Annotated in this window: 15 protein-coding genes and 1 tRNA gene; 9 read left to right on the top strand and 7 right to left on the bottom strand. The window is 47.1% G+C overall.

Annotation, left to right across the window (positions count from 1 at the left end; translation table 11 throughout):
- Position 1 precedes the first annotated feature (1 nt).
- Together tusE and yccA are read right to left on the bottom strand one after the other, a co-directional pair.
- Complete coding sequence (gene tusE, locus KP22_RS07245) at positions 2-331, bottom strand: sulfurtransferase TusE (RefSeq protein WP_039298798.1); 330 nt, start codon at positions 329-331, stop codon at positions 2-4.
- 112 nt (positions 332-443) lie between these two features.
- Complete coding sequence (gene yccA / locus KP22_RS07240; RefSeq protein ID WP_039298801.1) at positions 444-1,103, bottom strand: FtsH protease modulator YccA; 660 nt, start codon at positions 1,101-1,103, stop codon at positions 444-446.
- A gap of 287 nt (positions 1,104-1,390) precedes the next feature.
- Between yccA and KP22_RS07235 the strand changes: the two genes are divergently transcribed.
- Positions 1,391-1,478, top strand: a tRNA-Ser gene (locus tag KP22_RS07235).
- A gap of 367 nt (positions 1,479-1,845) precedes the next feature.
- On the opposite strand, the gene KP22_RS07230 is transcribed toward KP22_RS07235, so the two are convergent.
- Complete coding sequence (locus KP22_RS07230; RefSeq protein WP_039298804.1) at positions 1,846-2,100, bottom strand: biofilm/acid-resistance regulator YmgB/AriR; 255 nt, start codon at positions 2,098-2,100, stop codon at positions 1,846-1,848.
- Positions 2,101-2,665: 565 nt separating this feature from the next.
- Between KP22_RS07230 and KP22_RS07225 the strand changes: the two genes are divergently transcribed.
- From KP22_RS07225 to KP22_RS07215, 3 genes are all read left to right on the top strand, one after another.
- On the top strand, positions 2,666-3,190 hold the full coding sequence (locus KP22_RS07225) for an isochorismatase family protein (protein WP_039298807.1): 525 nt from the start codon (positions 2,666-2,668) through the stop codon (positions 3,188-3,190).
- Between the two features lie 4 nt (positions 3,191-3,194).
- Entirely contained in the window at positions 3,195-3,650 is a 456-nt protein-coding gene (locus tag KP22_RS07220; RefSeq protein ID WP_039323290.1) for a GNAT family N-acetyltransferase, read from the top strand.
- Positions 3,651-3,810: 160 nt separating this feature from the next.
- Positions 3,811-4,239, top strand: a complete 429-nt coding sequence (locus tag KP22_RS07215) for a universal stress protein (RefSeq protein ID WP_039298813.1) — start codon at positions 3,811-3,813, stop codon at positions 4,237-4,239.
- A gap of 53 nt (positions 4,240-4,292) precedes the next feature.
- Here the strand turns inward: KP22_RS07215 and KP22_RS07210 are convergent, their stop codons facing one another.
- The gene (locus KP22_RS07210; protein WP_039323287.1) at positions 4,293-4,799 is read right to left on the bottom strand and encodes a 2-thiouracil desulfurase family protein; all 507 of its coding nucleotides are present in this window, start codon (positions 4,797-4,799) and stop codon (positions 4,293-4,295) included.
- Positions 4,800-4,883: 84 nt separating this feature from the next.
- Positions 4,884-5,069: a GhoT/OrtT family toxin gene (locus KP22_RS21560; protein WP_072012544.1), complete on the bottom strand. Its 186-nt coding sequence runs from the start codon at positions 5,067-5,069 to the stop codon at positions 4,884-4,886.
- A 153-nt stretch (positions 5,070-5,222) separates the two neighbouring features.
- Here KP22_RS21560 and KP22_RS07205 point away from each other — a divergent pair, with 153 nt between their 5' ends.
- The 3 genes from KP22_RS07205 to KP22_RS07195 all read left to right on the top strand — a co-directional run bounded on the left by KP22_RS07205 (position 5,223) and on the right by KP22_RS07195 (position 8,322).
- On the top strand, positions 5,223-5,522 hold the full coding sequence (locus KP22_RS07205) for a hypothetical protein (RefSeq protein ID WP_039323283.1): 300 nt from the start codon (positions 5,223-5,225) through the stop codon (positions 5,520-5,522).
- A gap of 158 nt (positions 5,523-5,680) precedes the next feature.
- On the top strand, positions 5,681-5,962 hold the full coding sequence (locus tag KP22_RS07200; RefSeq protein WP_039298821.1) for a hypothetical protein: 282 nt from the start codon (positions 5,681-5,683) through the stop codon (positions 5,960-5,962).
- A 692-nt stretch (positions 5,963-6,654) separates the two neighbouring features.
- Positions 6,655-8,322, top strand: coding sequence for a methyl-accepting chemotaxis protein (locus KP22_RS07195; protein WP_039323280.1), 1,668 nt, complete (start codon positions 6,655-6,657; stop codon positions 8,320-8,322).
- Positions 8,323-8,406: 84 nt separating this feature from the next.
- Here KP22_RS07195 and KP22_RS07190 read toward each other — a convergent pair whose 3' ends face one another.
- The gene (locus tag KP22_RS07190) at positions 8,407-9,924 is read right to left on the bottom strand and encodes a PepSY-associated TM helix domain-containing protein (protein WP_039323509.1); all 1,518 of its coding nucleotides are present in this window, start codon (positions 9,922-9,924) and stop codon (positions 8,407-8,409) included.
- Positions 9,925-10,025: 101 nt separating this feature from the next.
- On the bottom strand, positions 10,026-10,520 hold the full coding sequence (locus KP22_RS07185; RefSeq protein ID WP_039298830.1) for a DUF2946 domain-containing protein: 495 nt from the start codon (positions 10,518-10,520) through the stop codon (positions 10,026-10,028).
- 443 nt (positions 10,521-10,963) lie between these two features.
- Between KP22_RS07185 and KP22_RS07180 the strand changes: the two genes are divergently transcribed.
- Entirely contained in the window at positions 10,964-12,466 is a 1,503-nt protein-coding gene (locus tag KP22_RS07180) for a glucan biosynthesis protein G (protein WP_156103714.1), read from the top strand.
- Complete coding sequence (mdoH, locus tag KP22_RS07175) at positions 12,459-15,023, top strand: glucans biosynthesis glucosyltransferase MdoH (protein WP_039298837.1); 2,565 nt, start codon at positions 12,459-12,461, stop codon at positions 15,021-15,023. The genes KP22_RS07180 and mdoH overlap by 8 nt, the downstream gene beginning before the upstream one ends.
- Positions 15,024-15,128 lie beyond the last annotated feature (105 nt).

Raw genomic sequence — 15,128 nt, 5'->3', positions numbered from 1 at the left:
ATTAGATGCATTTCACTGGTTTGGGTAAGCCAGCGATTTTGGTTGCCTGTTTTGCCGGACCTTTGGGAAACAGTTTATACAGGTAGCGACTATTTCCTTTATCTTCACCATATTTTTGCGCCATCGCTTTAACTAACATGCGTATAGCGGGCGAGGTGTTGAACTCCTGATAAAAACTTCGCACAAATCGGACAACTTCCCAATGTGGGTCTGTCAACTCGATGCCTTCCTGCTCAGCTAACACAGGAGCCAACGTTTCACTCCACGCTGTGCTGTCCATCAGGTAACCCTGCGCGTCTGTTGCGATTGTTCGCCCTTCAAACTCCAACATCTTTTTCCCCGCCTGCGATATCTCAGTTTGCAGTTTAACAAATTTTTCTGTCTGTACCGGAGTAAAAAAAGCCCCAAAATTGGGGCTTTCTCAGTGCGGTGATAAGCGAAACTTAGTCGTTACGCATGATGCCCAGAATGCTCAACAGGCTAACGAAGATGTTGTATATCGCGACATACAGGCTAACTGTTGCGCGTATGTAGTTGGTTTCGCCACCGTGAATGATGTTACTGGTTTCCCACAGGATGGCACCCGCAGAGAACAGAATAAACAGAGCGCTGATCGCCAGATGCAAGGCTGGAATCTGTAGGAACAGATTGGCAATGACAGCAACAATCAGGACAACGAATCCAGCCATCATCATGCCAGACAAGAAGGACATATCCTTACGTGTCGTTAATACATAGGCTGAACAGCAGAAGAACACGACTGCCGTACCGCCCAGCGCTAACATGACAATATCCCCTGCGCCGGAAGAAATCAGCGAGCTTAAAATTGGGCCCAGCGTATAACCCATAAATCCGGTCAGTGCGAATGCTGCCAAAATACCCGCAGGGCTGTTCGCCAGTTTATGGGTCAGGAACATCAGACCATAAAACCCAACCAGCATCAGAATTAAGCCAGGGGCAGGCAGGTTAAGTACAGTACTTGCTGTCGCGGTAACGGCGGAAAAACCCAGCGTCAGCGACAGTAGGAAATAAGTATTACGCAGCACTTTGTGAGTGCTGAGTAGCGAACTTTCACGGGTAGAGGAAACAACAATACGATCCATATCAGCGACTCTCTCTTCAGGGTGCTATTATCCAATGTCAAAGAATAAATAGTTGCAGGACGTTATTAAAGATGGTTTACCCTTCTTTACGCTGCAAATTATCCATACTCCGTGTCAGTGCTCGTATTTTGTCCTGCAATTTTTATGAGGGTGGGGAAAATTATGCGATTTTGTGCATCGCAAGGCGATTTTGCGTTCAATTACGTTGCGTTAGGTTGTTTTTCAGCCAATTGAGCGCTGTGATGCTTTACAAGATCCCACACACTGTTTATAGTTCGCGTCATTGCGGAGGAGTGGCCGAGTGGTTGAAGGCACCGGTCTTGAAAACCGGCGACGCGAAAGTGTTCTAGAGTTCGAATCTCTACTCCTCCGCCAAAAAATTCAATGGGTTAGCTTCGGCTAGCCCATTTTCGTTTCTGCTGTCGGGTAGGCATCGCGTTTCACATTACGGTTTTTTACTTCTGTTTAGTCGATTTTATGTGACTAAAATATGCGTGAGAGGCGTGCGGGGGTTTTTCCGTCTGGTATTCACTCGGAAATGAATACTAACGATTAGCAAAATAATAGCTATATCATGCTGGGTTTTAAATATGCCATTTATTGAATAACAAAAGTATGGCAATCAATGTATCCCCATTCTTTCGCAACAATCTATTCATTATCAACGGCACTATTCGTTAAACAAAATAATCCCGGCAAGATACAAATCTTACCGAAGTCGGTTGAATGTATTCACGAAGTATTAAATCAGGAAATCATCCTGGGTTTTATAAACTATCAAATCCAGCAGTGTGCGATATTTTTCCTGAAAAGCAGCATTAGCCTCTGTCTCCATTTTGTGAATTAATTTAGCAATGATGGCCTTGTTGCTGACGGAATGGCCTGATTGGATGATCTCTTCCACAATGTTGCCGAGCATTTCCATATCGCTGATCTGAGAGCCTAGGCCAAGGACATCAGATAGTGGAAGCTCGTTTTGGGGCATCTCTGAATGCATTGCTTCTCCTCCCTTTCGTGTTTTGAACATTGTTTATGCACACAACACCAGACAGCGTGAATGGGCTGTCCGCCAGACATGAATAAATGGTTAGTTAACTTTAGTCGATTGTACGCATAAAACCAGTCGATAAGCTAAATAAGCACCGTGTCACTTAGCGATCCTTGCGTGTGCGAAAGGATGGCGGCGATCATCAATGGTCAGGCGGATAAATATGAATTTATCATTTCCCTCCAATATTATGTTTGAAATAATTATGCGAGATGTATAACTTCAATAAGTTAAACATGATGAGGTGAGAGGAGGCAGGGAAAAACATTAACTGAACATAAAAACGGTTAATGCATTTTTATTAAGTCCTATCAGATTTTGATCTGTACAGGGTGATGACATTTTTCTGTAGTACACGTTGTTTATCAACATGTCTGTTACACCGACATGTACTGCCGTAGTTTACCTGGAGCGCTGGCATGCAAAAGAGCAGAGCAAAAGCAGTTTGTCTTTTTCCTGTTGACTCCGTGATGATAATGAGTGTCGATGCTAAGTGCTGACACTAAGGAAAAAAATGCAGGTTTTGTTAGTCATTGATATGCAGAATGCGGTGTTTGCTATGCCAAGAGCGCGACAAGCGCAGACAGTAGCGTTGATAAACCAGCTTTCAGGCGCAGCAGATCGGACGATTTTTATTCAGCACGAAGGTGGCGGTATGCTGTCGGGCAGCGAGGGATGGCAGTTATTACCTGACTTACATCAGCCAGAAGGAAGCCTGTCTATCACCAAAATGGCGTGCGATGCATTTTATCGCACACCGCTAGCCGATGTGTTGGCTGATTTGGGTGTTAACCACCTGACGATTTGCGGATGTGCGACGGATTATTGCGTTGATGCAACTATTAAAAATGCGGCCAGCCGCGGTTATGGGCTGACGATAGCTTCAGATGCACACACGACGTCCAATCGCGGTGAGCTGAAAGCAGAGCAATTAGTTACGCACTACAATGATGTGTGGCGGAATTTTATTATTCCAGGTAACACAATTACGGTAGAAACAACGGAAAACATTGTTGCTTCATGGAATGCGAGCCGCTAGCTCTATGTTGAATATTATTTCTGTCAGAAATCGCCCCGAATACAAAGAGCTGGCGATCCATTATTTCCAACGCCATTGGGCGTCAGATGAAACGCTGATGCTTTATGAAGATTGTATCAGCCACTGCATTGATGCCGACAATCCATTACCTGATTGGTATTTGATGGAAAAAGAAGGACATATCATTGGTGGTGCAGGGTTAATTACCAATGATTTTATCAGCCGTATGGATCTTTATCCGTGGCTGTGTGCGCTTTATGTTGAAGAGAGTCATCGTGGTAAGGGTTATGCAGGGCAGTTGATCGAACATATTGTTCAGCGAACCCACCGCGCTGGTTTTTCTAAGCTGCATTTATGCACTGAACTGCTCGATTTTTATGAACGCTATGGGTTTCACTTTACTGGAATGGGCTATCACCCCTGGGGTGAATCATCACGCATTTATACTCGACCGATTTAAATGTAAATAGGGGGGTAACGGCGCATGTTGCGCGTCTATCTGGTTAAAAATTGCGTGCAACATGCGTAAAAGTGAACGGGATCATATTCTGTTGCTGCTGAGCATACTACGCTTCCTACATACTGACAGGTAATCAGTTATCCACGTAGGGGAGGCGATTATGTACACAAGCATCTTGGTGCCAGTCGATATAGAAGAAGATGAACTCACCACACACGCATTGATGCAAGCAGTCAGGTTGGCCAAAATGTCGGGTGCCGCAATACACCTCTTTCATTCCCTCCCGGATGCATCGGCATTTTTATCTGCTTATTCTTTTGGCATAAAAGAATTTGAGAATGAAGCGGTGGTGAAAGCGAATGACAAGCTGAAATCACTAATGAAAACGATTGATCTTCCCGCATCGCAGTTGTCATGTAGTGTCAGCTTCGGCTCGGCGAGAGACGAAGTGTTATCGCTGGCAGAAGAGATTAATGCGGATTTGATCGTAATCGGTTCACGTCGACCGGGTGTGAAGACTTATCTGCTTGGCTCAAATGCTGCCGCGATCGTTCGCCATGCAACCATGTCAGTACTTGTCGTTCGTTAGTTTTTACATGACGTTGCTGCTGCGTTTAGGATTGGTGACGGGCAGTAGCAACGCTATGCGTTAGCATGGCGATCGCAATATTCAACACGTTCGATCAACTGGCCGATCTCGCGATCGGAAAATACCTCGATACCGTGGTGACGCAGCAACTCTGCGGTAACGCCATTGCCTGCCGTTTGTGAACCATCAAATCGCCCGCTATATATGATGTTGCTACCGCAGGATGGGCTCCCTTCCGTAAGGAGAGCGAAGCGGCAGTTATGCTGCTGTGCCATTTGCAGCGCTAGCCATGCACCAAGAATATAACGCTCGGTCACATCACCGCCAGTTGCTTCGATAACTTTGGCTCCAGCCTGGATAACCGAATTGCTACCGGAGGCCGGAATAATCTCCGCTGAAGGTCTGGGAGTTGGGAAACCTGCGGCTAATTCTGGGCAAAACGTAATCAGTCTTGCCTGTTTACGCCACTGAGCGAGATAGTCGCCGACAGATTTCTTTTCAGTACCGTTATAACGAACGGGAAAGCCGGAAAGGCAGGCGCTGATCAGAATGTTACTCATCGTGGGGCTTTTCCTCTAAAAGGCGAGTATAGGCGTTGCTGCATGTGAGTCATAAAGTATGTTGTCTTGAAGATAAACACGGCTTCAAAAAATGGAGAACAGCAGTACGACAGGAAAACTCAACGGCCAGGTTAGACCGACTATTAACGAAGCAAAGAATCGGATGAACAGGGATTTGTCTTTACTTAACAAGAAAGTAACGATCAGAGAAACGACAAAACCGCTCATGTAGGTAAGTTTAATGAGTTCCCAGAAGGAGTGATGTGGCACGTTTGTTTCCTTTTATTCTCGAAGCGCCTGCATTTTATGTTGTTAATATTTTATGATCAATTTTTTAACCCATGCGGCAGACATGATACATCGTAATGCTGCGTGTATTTTGTACTACAGTTATTATCCTCTGGTTAAAGTGAGGCTTTTGATATGAAAACAACGCTGGCTGTTGCGATGGTATGTGCTATGGCTCTGCTTTCTGTTTCTACGTCTAGTATGGCGAAAAATTCTCGGATTTCTGACGAGCAGATCAAAGAAAAGATTATTCAGGAATCGATTTCGTCTTATTCCGGTAATTGCCCATGTCCTTATAATTCAGCGCGTAATGGTAGCAAGTGCGGTAAGCGTAGCGCATGGAGCCGGGTTGGAGGCTATTCGCCAATTTGTTACAAAGATGATGTAACCAGAATGATGATTGACGACTGGAGAATGAAAAATGGAAATAAATAACATTTGGCAGGAAAATTAAAATAGCCGAATAATAACTTCTTCGCTAAGAAGTTAATTAAACTATTTTTGTGACAGAAATATTAAATTTTTATTTCAGTATGGACATTATAAGCTGGCTGTCATAGCTTACTATTTTACCCCATGAGAAAGGTAATAAAATGAGTGAGATATCTAGCCTGTCCCTGAAAATTTCCTCTGAGTTGAAAGAAAAAATCAAAGCCGCTGCCCTGGAAAATGAAGTATCTCTTAGTGCAGAAGTCAGTGCCCGGCTGCTGAGAAGCTTTGATGAGAGTCACCAATCCTCTGAGCTGTATTCTAAATCGGTGGATAGCCAGGGTACGGAAGAAGTGGGTGCAGAAGCGCCATTGACGCAGAAAGAACTTAAGAAACTCCGGGAATTGCTTAAAGGTAAATCCAAAGCGACTTCCAAGAAAAAGTAATGCAGGAGTGTGTTTTTACTTTCTGATTGTTCCAAAGAATAGATAACAAAACTTAAATCACCCAGCCACTTTTATGAAAAGGTGGCTGGGTGATTTTTTTTATTTTTGATTTCATTGTCACATCCTAAATATAATATTTATTTCTCTAAAATACATATATCTCGTAAATAGATAGATTTTTTCAAAATGATCGATTAAATAGATATTGGTGTTATAAGTTAGAAAATATAAAGATTATCTACAAAAAGCCGATACCGCCTTCGGCGTAAGGAGAATGTGTTCTGATTTTTATTCGTTCTTACCGCGGCTATTAAACCATAATTTTAGTGGCGGTAATTATCCTGAGTTTTATAGGATATGGGAATGTAAACAGTCAGACTATGGTACGGGAAAGTGTAGTGAAAGATGAGAGGTAAAGGATGACGTTTTTTCTACTGCCAGTCTGTGCAGAAGTCTGGTATCGCACGCTGTATCTGGTTAGACCAATTCTACTGCGCCACGGTGGAAGTAGTTTTATGGACATCTCTACCTACATATTGTTTATGTTTCTCACCAGGGCATATAAATGATCTGTCCTGATATGTGAGTTTTGTTATGAAAAGTTATTGGAGCTATCTGTATTTGTTGAATGAATATTGATTATTTAAATTATATATTTATGCAGATAGGAAAAATTAATTAAGGAGATGTTAATGGGTTTATCCAACTGGCGTATAGGATATCGATTAGGAGCGGGGTTTTCTTTTCTGGTATTAATGCTTTTGATCATTGGCAGCGTTGCAATTTCAAAGCTAAGTGATTTTCACGAAAAAATGGATGATATTGTTTCTCAAAATTATCCACTAACCGTCAAAAGTAATAAGCTAATTGATGAGTTGAATGGTTACCTCAATAATCAGCAATTGTTGCTATTACTCAAATCAGAAAGTGAAATCAATAAACAGTTGGCGCTAAACAAGGAGCGTTCAGGAAAGATATCTGAACTTATGGAGTATTTAAATAAATCGGTAAATGACGGTAAGTCTGTTGCTGTACTGCGTGATATCGGTGACATCCGACGCGATTTCCTTGGGTCAGCGAATAAACTCTCTTCACTGATTTCGGCTGGGAATACCGACGCCGCTGCTGAAGAATACTTCAACGTAACGCGTGTGACTCAGGCGAAATATACTAGTAAAGTCAACGAATTCATCGATATACAGGATGATAAAATGTCATCCTCCGCTCAAGAAGTGAGTGACAGTTATAAAAATGCACTGATGGTGCTCGCAACGATCATTTTAATCAGTGCACTGGCTGGGTTGATTATTGCGTTATTGATCACCCGCAGCGTAACCCAACCGCTAAAAGAAGCTCTGGGTGTTGCAGAAAATGTCGCGAAAGGCGATCTGACCTCTGAAATTTATACCGATCGCAAAGATGAAACGGGTCAATTGTTATCTGCCTTGAATAATATGAATGGTAGCCTGAGAGAAATTGTCAGCCAGGTGCGTGACGGTGCAGAAACGATCTCCAGTGCAGCCTCGCAAATTGCAGCGGGGAATCAGGATTTATCAGCCAGAACGGAAGAGCAGGCTAGCTCACTGGAAGAAACGGCGTCATCAATGGAACAACTGACGTCAACGATAAGAAATACCGCGGATAATACGAGTCAGGCGACAGACCTTGCTGCCAGCGCGTCTGAAACGGTGAAGAAAAGCGGCGCGATGATGGAAACGGTAACGCAGGAAATGCGCGGTATCCGCGCTTCGTCACAGCGTATGGCGGAAATTATCGGCGTGATTGATGGAATTGCTTTCCAAACCAATATCCTGGCGCTGAATGCGGCCGTTGAGGCCGCGCGTGCTGGTGAACAGGGTCGAGGATTTGCTGTCGTCGCCAGTGAGGTCCGAGCGCTGGCTCAGCGAAGCGCTACGGCGGCAAAAGAAATCAAAGAACTGATCGACGACTCGTTCAAGAAAGTACAGGACGGTATGGGGCTGGTAGAAGAAACCGGCGTCACGATGAATTCACTGGTGACAAACGTAGAGGGGGTAACGGGAATCATCAACGAAATTGCACAGGCCAGCCGTGAGCAAAGTGATGGGATCAACCAGATTAATCTGGCTGTCGGACAGATCGATACCACAACTCAGCAAAACGCAGCGCTAGTTGAAGAATCCGCAGCGGCTGCTCTCTCTTTACAGGATCAGGCTGATAGCCTTGCGCGGACGGTTAGCGTATTCAACCTCGGCTCATCTTATAAAAATGCTGTGTTAAAAAATAGGAAAATGGAAACACCTGCGCTGGCTGGACCTAAAAATAGTCGTGCAGAAAAAACGTCTGCTAAAGGTGAATTGGCGGACTGGACGACGTTCTAACCTTTTATCGCTAATCGTGTGTTGTTGATTAACCGCCATTGTGTTGCACAATGGCGGTTTTTTGCTGTGATGGCAGTGAGGAAATTAGTTTTTGGCGATAGCCTGTCTGGGCTGGCTCATATACCACCGGACAACGTCAATCAGCAGGAAGATGAGCAGACTGATTCCCATAACGGGTAAACTCACTGCCAGCAGCAGCGTAATGAGCGCAATGAGAATCCGGTGAAAGGCAGGAATCAGCAGCAATGCCGCTGTCAGCGTATTGACCGGATTTACGTCATGACGAGTTTTTGGACGACGAATCCACCACATCCGATAGCCCCATCCGATCATCGCACAGAGTCCAAGGCCAAATGCTGCGAGAATCAATTGATTGGGCAAACCGAATAACACGCCCATGTGCGCATCCACCCCCCAACGGGTGAGTTTGGCGGCGAGCGGAAAGGTGTTGAAATCGGTTTTGTCCACAATCTCCAGCGTATCTGGATTAACCGACACGGCATCAACCTGAGTTGGCCAGGATCGATCGATCTCACTGACAGTCCAGGCGCGGTGTGGCCTGGTTGCAGGACGAATTTCGATCTTACTGGCATCGATACCCGCATGACGTGCGGCAGTCAGCACCTCATCAAATAACGTTGGCGAATAGGTTTCGATATCCTCCATTGGCATTGGCGCGTGGTGCTCGGCGTGTTCATCCATCGCCATGTCATGACTGTGCATCATATCGTGGTTAGACATCGGTGTAGGCAATTGCGTTTTCACCGATGGCGTTTGCCACCCTAACGCGGTGCGTGCGACAGAAATGTTGCTGCCTGCCCACTGCGACCAGGTTAATCCTGTCGCGGAGAAGAATAGCAAACCAAGTATAAGGCTGAGCCCCATCGTGGCGTGCCAGTGGCGCAGTCGCTGTGTTTTTGCTGCCGTCGTCTGGCTATTTTTCAATTTCCGCCGCCGGGTTGCGGACGACATATGCCGGGTTGACCACCAGATGACAACACCGCCCAGTGCAGCGACCCACAGCCAGGACGCTGCCAGCTCGCTGTAATTACGCCCGACATCGCCTAACAGCAGCCCGCGGTGCAGATAATCAAGCCAGGTACGAAATGGCAGGATGCCGCTGGTGCCGTAAACAATCTCACTGCCACGATTTTCCAGCGAAACGGGATCGACGAAAACAGCGCGGCTTTCTGACGGCCCTAACTCCGGCAGGGCAAACATGACGCGAGTGGTTTCTCCTGCGGTGGACGCAGGGCGTATCGCAAGCAGTTTTGCATCCTGATGGTGAATGAGACCTGCCTGAGCAGATCGAATTTGTTCAGCCAGTGAATGCGGCGTGCCTTGGCTTTCAGTGAAAAGCTGGTGCGAATACAGATGGTTTTCAATCTGCGGTGTCAGGACGTACAGCGTTCCTGTCAGGGCAGCGACGAAGATAAAAGGACCGACAAAAATACCGATGTAGAAATGAAGCCGGATGAACAGAGCAACAATAGCGGTGCGTGGCGATACTTTATCCAATGCGCCGCTATCGCGCGCAGTTTCTCTGGCTGGACGTGTGCCGGAGGCAGCAGTGGTGGCCGATGCCTGATTAGGGTGTGACATAAAACCCTCTGAAATCATTTAGCAAAAAATGATCGAACGCCATACCGAAAAGGATATAGCGCGATGCGTTATAAATGCCCGCAGGCATGATGCTGCATAATTCAGAAAGGCGGCGCGCGTACTACAGGAGAGGCATAACGTTCAGGCAGGACAATACGAGAAACAAAATGAATAACCAACGCTTTAGATAACGATGACGTCAGTATGAGATTGAGGGAGCCAGTTGCGAACAGCGCTGGCGTATACGAAAAAAGTACACAGTAGCCACACGCAGCATGATCCATCATCATGGATGGCGATGAGGGAGAATGGTGTAATTGCGTCGCGTGATGCCCAGGCATCACGCGAGCGGTAGGATTATAGTGTGGTTCCGCTATACTGCCGTTGTGATCGGCGTGTGCAGTTGTATCATGCGCGATAGCACGAGTAGAACGATGTGTGGTGGCCGCACTGTTTGTAGCGGTACCATCGTCATAAAGCCCATGCTCGTGAAGCACACGTGTTTGTGAAATCACCGGGGCAATGAAGATGGTCAAAATAGCGAAGATGCCAACCCAGGCTGGGAAACTTCGCCGTCGTAATGCGGACAAAAGCATAGCAGTCTTAATTCAACAATACTGGGTTCAGTCTGGGAGTGTACTTTACTTGCCCCTGCATTGTGACACAAATCTTTATACACGCCATACTTCAAGCGGTATGGGAACCAATGTCACTGTTCGTCAGACCTTTTGTGGGTGTGGCAATGGGAAACGGTGTGGGCGTAAACGGAATAATCCTACGCCCGTGCAGGCCGATATTCGCTATAGTCCGTGGCTGTTTTCCATTTTTACAACCCGGTTTATCATGCTTCAGCGTTCTCGTTGTTTAAACGCTGACCTATTATGATGAACAATATCTTTATCAAGTTGTAGGAAAGCTAACTTATCCATTAATATGGATTTTAGTTGATTGAAGCACACCAACAGGGGGAGCTGTGCTGGATAATAAATTTGGGTTTAAACAGCGGGTTGCTAGCCTTAGCTTGCTGTCAGCCGCCATTATGCTGTCTGTAAGCGCAGTGCCTGCTTGGGCATTTTCTATTGATGATGTAGCGCAGCAGGCTGAAAAGCTGGCACAAAAGGGTTTTGAAGCGCCGAAAAGTAATCTTCCCGCGCAATTCCGTGATATGAAATTTGCGGACTATCAGCAAATTCGTTTCAATAACGATAAGTCGTACTGGAATAATGTACAGACGCCATTCAAGCTCCAGTTTTACCATCAGGGGATGTATTTCGATACCCCGGTGAAAATTAATGAAGTCACGGCGACAACGGTTGATGAGATTAAATACTCTCCTGAGTATTTTGATTTTGGTTCCGTTAACCACGATCCTGAAGCCGTTAAAAATCTCGGCTTTGCCGGTTTTAAAGTTCTCTATCCGATCAATAAAGCCGATAAGAACGATGAAATTGTCAGTATGCTGGGCGCCAGCTACTTCCGTGTGGTAGGAAAAGGCCAGATTTATGGCTTGTCTGCCCGTGGTCTGGCTATCGATACTGCGTTGCCTTCCGGTGAAGAATTCCCTCGTTTCCGTGAGTTCTGGATTGAACGCCCAAAACCAAATGATAAACATCTGGTTATTTATGCGCTGCTGGATTCTGCGCGGGCCGCCGGTGCTTACCGCTTTACCGTTTATCCGGGGCGTGACAGCGTAGTAGACGTTCAGGCTAAAGTCTTCCTGCGTGATAAAGTGGGCAAACTGGGTATTGCGCCGCTGACCAGTATGTATCTGTTCGGGCCGAACCAGCCGTCTCCGACGCTAAATTATCGTCCGGCATTGAACGATTCTAACGGGCTGTCAATTCATGCTGGTAATGGTGAATGGATTTGGCGTCCGCTGAATAATCCTAAGCACCTGTCAGTGAGCACTTATGCGGTAGAAAATCCGAAAGGATTTGGTCTACTGCAACGTGGACGTGATTTTACTGCCTATGAAGATCTTGACGACCGTTACGATCTGCGTCCAAGCGGGTGGATTGAGCCGAAAGGCGAGTGGGGTAAAGGGAAGGTTGAGCTGGTTGAAATCCCTACCGCAGATGAAACCAACGACAACATCGTTGCTTTCTGGACGCCTGATGTGTTGCCAGAAACGGGCAAACCTCTGGATGTTAAATATCGTCTGCACTTTACGCGCGATGAAGATCAATTACATTCCCCGAATATTGCTTATGTCCAACAGACTCGGCGTTCTGCCGGTGATGTTAAACAATCAAACTTGATCCGCCAGCCCGATGGCACGATCGCTTATATTGTTGACTTCATTGGACCGAATTTGAAAGAGTTGGATGAGAACGCTCCGGTAGCCTCTCAGGCCAGCATTGGCGATAACGGCGAGATTGTAGAAAATAATGTTCGCTATAACCCAGTAACTCATGGTTGGCGTCTGACGCTGCGTGTGCGTGTGAAAGATGCGAAACAGCCGACTGAAATGAGAGCTGCGTTGGTTAATGGCGAGACGACATTGACTGAAACCTGGAGCAATCAGCTACCTGCTAATGAATAAGTCAACTTCTTCTCTCGATTATATTGAGAAACTACCTCTGCCTGCCGAGCAGGCAGAGGTTCTTCGCGAAAAATTACCGCAAGCGGCCTGGAACGATCAGGCCGTTTTGCATCAGGCTCTGTCTGAAGGTAGCGAGCAGGAAAGTAATCAGGTTAAGGTTCAGGCCGAAGACGATGCAGCGTTGCATTCCGTGCAGGCACGTCTTGAAATGGCCTGGGCTGATGGTCTGGACAACGGTAAGCAACTCGGTACAGACAGAGAAGGGCGGACGGCATTAAAAGCGATGCCCGTCATTACCCGCGCCTCGATGTTCCCTGATGTTTGGCGGACGAACCCATTGATTCGCTGGTGGGAAAGTTTGCTAGGACGAACCGTACCGCCTCGCCCTCATTACAGCCCGGAAGAGAAAATTTCCGAGAACCGCTGGCGTCTGGTGGGAACAATCCGTCGCTATATTCTGCTGGCGTTGACGTTGTTCCAGACCGCGATCGCAACGTGGTACATGAAAACCATCCTGCCTTATCAGGGGTGGGCGCTGATCGATCCGTTTGAAATGGCGGGGCAGCCTTGGACGCGTTCGTTGATGCAGTTGCTGCCTTACGTGCTGCAAAGCGGGATACTTGTTTTGTTTGCGGTGTTGTTCTGCTGGGTATCGGCCGGGTTCTGGACTGCGCTGATGGGGTTCCTGCAACTGCTTATTGGTCGAGATAAATACAGTATCTCTTCCACGACAGTTGGTGACGAGGCCCTGAATCCTGAGCACCGCACGGCATTAATTATGCCGATCTGTAACGAAGACGTAGAACGTGTGTTTGCGGGATTACGGGCGACGTATGAATCGGTTGAAGCGACGGGTAATCTTGAGCATTTTGATATTTACGTTCTGAGCGACAGTAACGATCCCGATATCTGTGTAGCAGAGCAAAAAGCCTGGATGGAACTGTGCCGTGATGTTGGTGGCGCAGGGCACATTTTTTATCGCCGTCGCCGTCGCCGCGTCAAACGTAAGAGCGGCAATATCGATGATTTCTGCCGTCGCTGGGGTAACCAGTATAGCTACATGGTGATTCTGGATGCCGATAGCGTGATGAGTGGCGAATGTCTGACGTCTTTGGTCAGGCTGATGGAAGCGAACCCGAACGCTGGTATCATCCAGTCTTCTCCGAAAGCTTCTGGCATGGATACTCTGTATGCGCGCTGTCAGCAGTTTGCGACGCGTGTTTATGGTCCGCTGTTCACCGCGGGCCTGCATTTTTGGCAGTTGGGTGAGTCGCATTACTGGGGGCATAACGCGATTATTCGTGTTAAACCGTTCATCGAGCACTGTGCACTGGCACCGCTGCCGGGTGAAGGTTCGTTCGCGGGTGCGATTCTTTCTCACGACTTCGTTGAAGCAGCGCTGATGCGTCGTGCAGGGTGGGGCGTGTGGATTGCCTATGATCTCCCTGGAAGTTATGAAGAGCTGCCGCCTAACCTGTTGGATGAACTGAAACGTGACCGCCGCTGGTGCCATGGTAACCTGATGAACTTCCGGCTGTTCCTGGTTAAAGGCATGCATCCGGTTCATCGTGCTGTGTTCCTTACTGGCGTGATGTCTTATCTGTCTGCACCGTTGTGGTTTATGTTCCTGGTGCTCTCTACCGCGTTGCAGGTTGTGCATACGCTGATGGAACCCCAGTACTTCTTGCAGCCACGACAACTGTTCCCCGTCTGGCCACAGTGGCGGCCGGAACTGGCTATCGCTCTCTTCTCAACGACATTGGTGTTGCTGTTCTTACCAAAATTGTTGAGCGTAATTCTGGTTTGGGCGAAAGGGGCAAAAGAGTACGGTGGTGTTTTCCGGGTATTCCTTTCCCTGTTGCTGGAAATGTTATTCTCAGTTCTGTTGGCACCGGTTCGTATGTTGTTTCACACGGTGTTTGTTGTCAGCGCGTTCCTCGGCTGGTCAGTACAGTGGAATTCTCCACAGCGTGACGATGATGCGACACCATGGAGCGAGGCATTTGTGCGCCACGGTTCTCAGTTGATTCTGGGGCTGGTTTGGGCGATTGGTATGGCATGGCTGGATCTGCGCTTCTTGTGGTGGCTGTCGCCGATTGTCTTCTCCCTGATTTTGTCACCGTTTGTGTCGGTTTATTCAAGCCGTGCAGCATTGGGACTGGGTTGTAAGCGTGCGAAGCTGCTGATGATACCGGAAGAGTTCAATCCGCCGCGTGAACTGGTCGCTACGGATGAGTATTGCCGATTGAACCACCAGCGTAGACTCGATAACGGCTTTATGCAGGCTGTCTTTGATCCGTCTGTTAATGCCCTTGCCAGCGCAATGGCGACGGCGCGACATCGTTTCAGTCGAGCGATTGAAGATGTGCGTGAGCAGAATGTACGTGATGCCTTGAATCGTAAACCGGAAGAGGTGAGCAATAATCAGCGCCTGGCACTGCTTAGCGATCCTGTTACGATCTCGCGCTTGCACTACCATGTGTGGCAAAAACCGGAAGCATATGCGGCGTGGGTTGAGTCTTACCAAAAACTTCCCGCAGTGCATATCAAAAGCTAACTGTTTATAGTGTGAAAGATTGGTAGCGTGAAAGAAAAAGCAACGGCCGCGGCCGTTGCTTTTTTTTAGCTTGTCACAAGGCTCTGTTTATTCCTGAAATAAACA

The sequence above is a fragment of the Pectobacterium betavasculorum genome (assembly GCF_000749845.1).
Taxonomy (GTDB): Bacteria; Pseudomonadota; Gammaproteobacteria; order Enterobacterales; family Enterobacteriaceae; genus Pectobacterium; species Pectobacterium betavasculorum.
The sequence above is the reverse complement of the archived record's forward strand: the minus strand, read 5'-3'. Positions and strand labels throughout refer to the sequence as shown.